This is a genomic window from Actinoplanes sp. NPDC051633 (genome assembly GCF_040681735.1).
Taxonomy (GTDB): Bacteria; Actinomycetota; Actinomycetes; order Mycobacteriales; family Micromonosporaceae; genus Actinoplanes.
Map to the genome: position 1 here is coordinate 1 of NZ_JBFAZH010000865.1, position 3,380 is coordinate 3,380.

The 3,380-nt window shown below is 68.8% G+C and carries 1 protein-coding gene; it reads right to left on the reverse strand.

Features of this window, described 5'->3' with window-relative positions:
* On the reverse strand, window positions 1-701 hold a 701-nt coding region (dnaN, locus tag AB0M20_RS33495), incomplete at its 3' end, for a DNA polymerase III subunit beta (protein WP_364304344.1).
* Window positions 702-3,380 lie beyond the last annotated feature (2,679 nt).

Below are 3,380 nucleotides of genomic sequence, written 5' to 3' on the forward strand. Positions count from 1 at the left end.
CGGGTGCCGCCGGCGAAGCCGATCATGCCCTCACCGGCCGCGCCCTGCGACAGGGCGATGGTGACCTCGCCGCCGAGCGGGCCGAGCGTCTTCGCCGTGTCGTTCAGCGTCTTGGCCGGCACCAGCGCGTTGAGGCTGATCTCCGGGTCGTCCGGGTTCCACTCCATCTCGCGCATGGCCAGGCGGTAGCGGTCGGTCGCCAGCATCGCCAGGTTCCGGCCGTTCAGCTCCACCCGTACCCCGGTCATCATCGGCAGCGTCTCGTCGCGCCCCGCGGCGATCGCCACCTGGGCGACCGCGGCGGCGAAGGCGGCCGCGTCGACGGTGCCGGCGCTGGACGGCATGTCGGGCAGCGTCGGGTAGTCCTCCACCGGCATGGTCGGCAGGGTGAAGCGGGCGCTGCCGCAGACCAGCTCGAGATGGGCACCGACCGCGGCGATGTCCGCCGGCTTGTTGGGCAACGCCTTGGTGATCTCGGCGAGCAGGCGGCCGGAGACCAGCGCGGCGCCGTCGGCGTCCGCCTGCACCTCGACGCTCACCTGGCTGGAGACCTCGTAGTCGAAGCCGGAGACATGCAGGCGTCCGTCGGTCACCCGAAGCATGACACCGGCGAGCACCGGCACCGACGGGCGGCTGGGCAGGCTCTTGGCCGTCCACGCCACGGCGTCGGCGAGTGCGTCTCGCTCCACCCGGAACTTCATGCTGTCCTCCGCGAGCTTCCTCTTAAGCGGGCCTCTTAGTAGGGGGACCCTGAACTCTATGGCAGCGGGGAGCGCTTCGGCTCCCCAGCCCCGGTGCTGTGGAGGCTTGACGACCGCTTCGCGGCTTCTCCACACCTTCCCCAACGCCGGTGATTGGTTTTTGTTTTCTTAGAAGAGATAACTCGTCATAACCATAGGGCCTGTGCACAGTGGGGATAACTCACGTATGTGCAGGTCAGCGGGTTATCCACCGGTGGCTTACATGTGGGCAACCAGGGTACGAACAGGGGTCCGCGTCCACAGTCGCCGACGCGAGGGCCGGTTGTCCACCGTTGTCCACCGGCTATCCACCGGTTATCCACCGACTTTGCCCCCAGCCCTGTGCACAACGTCGAGACGCAATCGACCCGTCGTCCCCAGAACCTTCAACAGGAAATCCACACGCGTCCACAGGCTGTGGGGATCTTCGTGACCGTCAGTGTCTGTCCACATCGATTTCCCCAGGCCTCATCCACATCTGTGCAGAGACGGCGGTCGTAGTTATCCACCGCTGGGGACAAACCCTGGGGACGAACGGTGGATAACAATGGCACGCCCTAACGGGCAAAGTCGGAGGCGGGTCGTGGCATGGCGGGGCCACGATCACGAGCTTTTCGGTGCGGGCTTGTGGACAGACCTGGGTACGAACACATCAGAGTCCCGCCCCTTCGACGGCGTAGCTGCAGCTCAAGGCCGTTCCCACCCATCCGGCCGGCCGGTCTCCCGCGGCCGTCGCCGTTCCCCACAGCTGTGGACAACCGCTGCTCTTGGGTCGATATCCGCCCGATCGGCGCCAGTTTCGGATCGAGGCGGGCGTCGGCGTGGCGTCCTGAGCTTCGTGGGTCTGATCCTGGTCGTCGGTCCTGCGGCGGGTTGCCATGCCGGGCGTGGTGCTGGATCCGCGCCCGCGCGGGCCGGTTGGGCTGGCCGGTCGTCGCTTGCGCTGACGACCGGCCGACATCCCATCCCGGCGCAGTGGTAGGTCGCGCTTGGTACGGCCTGGTCTGCCGGTGTGTGGTCGACGCGGGTGGCCGTGCCGGGGTGGCAGCGGATTGAGCTCGATGCGGCCGCTCCCGGTGATCACTGGGCGAGGTGGCAGCCATGCCCCGCGGTGGTGGGCTGTGCTTCGTGCGGCCGTGGCTGCTGGCGGGGTGGTTGAGGTGGGCATCCATGCCGGCGGGGTGTTCGGTCGAAGTTGGTGCCGCCGATTGCGCTGATCACGGGTCGGGGTGAGCGTCCATGCCGGCGCAGTGGTGGGCTGGGCGATGTGCGGCCCGTGCGGTGGTGGGTGGTTGAGGTGGGCATCCATGCCGGCGTGGGTGTTGGCCCAGCGTGGTGCCGCCGCTTGCGCTGATTACCGGTCGGGGTGAGCATCCATGCTGGCGCAGTGGTGGGCTGGGCTTCGTGCGGCCGTGGCTGCTGGTGGGGTGGTCGAGCTCGGCTTCCATGCCGGCGGGGTGTTTGGTCGAGGTTGGTGCCGCCGCGTGCGCTGATCACCGGTCGGGGTGAGCTGCCTTGCTGGCGTGGTGGTGGGCTGAGCTTCGTGCGGCCGTGGCTGCTGGTGGGGTGGTTGTGGTGGGCAGCCATGCCGGCGGGGTGTTTGATCCAGCCTGGTGCCGCCGCTCGCGCTGATCACGAGTCGAGGTGGGCAGCCATGCCGGCGCAGTGGTGGGCTGGGCTTCGTGCGGCCTGTGCGGTGGTGGTCATTGAGGTCGGCCGACCCGATCAGCGCGGCGAAGGTGGTGGCCATGCCGACAGCGGATGGCGGGTCGGGCATGGTGCGGCATGTCTCCGGCCGGTCGGCCAGCAGCACAGAGACATAGTGGTAGCGCAGCCGCCTATCCGCGGGCCCGATGGGCCGCTCCGCTACCACTGTGGTCGATTTGTCCGCTGCCAACCCCGGAAGTGGTAGCTCAGCCACCCAATCGCGCCTCGCAAAGGTGCTTCAGCTACCACTTTGGAAGTGCCCACCAAGCTTCACCCCGACGTGCCGGCCGAACGCACCTCGACCATGCAGTGCCGTGCCGGGCCGCACGAAGCGAACCAGCGCCCACACCCGCATGGCCGCCAACCTCGACCAGTACCGACCGCAGCCGGCCGCACCTCCCCAGCCCGCCACTGCGCAGGCATGGAAGCTCACCCCGAGCCGTGATCAGCGCAAGCGGCCGCACCAACCTCGACCAAACACCCCGCCGGCATGGCTGCCCACCTTGACCTCCTATGGCATGGCTAGGCGGCACGCTGCTTTACCCACCGCTGTCATGGAGGCTTTCCCGACCCGTGATCAACGCGAGGCGCGCAACACGCTGCGTCAAACACCCAGTTGGCATGGCCGCCCTCGACCCGTGATTGGGGGGGCTCCGACGCTGTGCCGAACCCACTGCTGCGCCGGCATGGCTGCCCGCCCTGACCCGCGAGGACAAGGCGGGGCCGCAGGCTGCTTGACCCGCTACTGCGCCGGCATGGCTGCCCACCCTGACTCCCACGAACAGAGCCGGGCGGCACGCTGCTTGATCGACCGCTGCGCCGGCATGGCTGCCCACCCGACCCCCCCACGACCAGAGCTGGGCCGCAGGCTGCTTGACCGACCGCTGCGCCGGCATGGCTGCCCACCCGACCCCCCCACGACCAGAGCTGGGC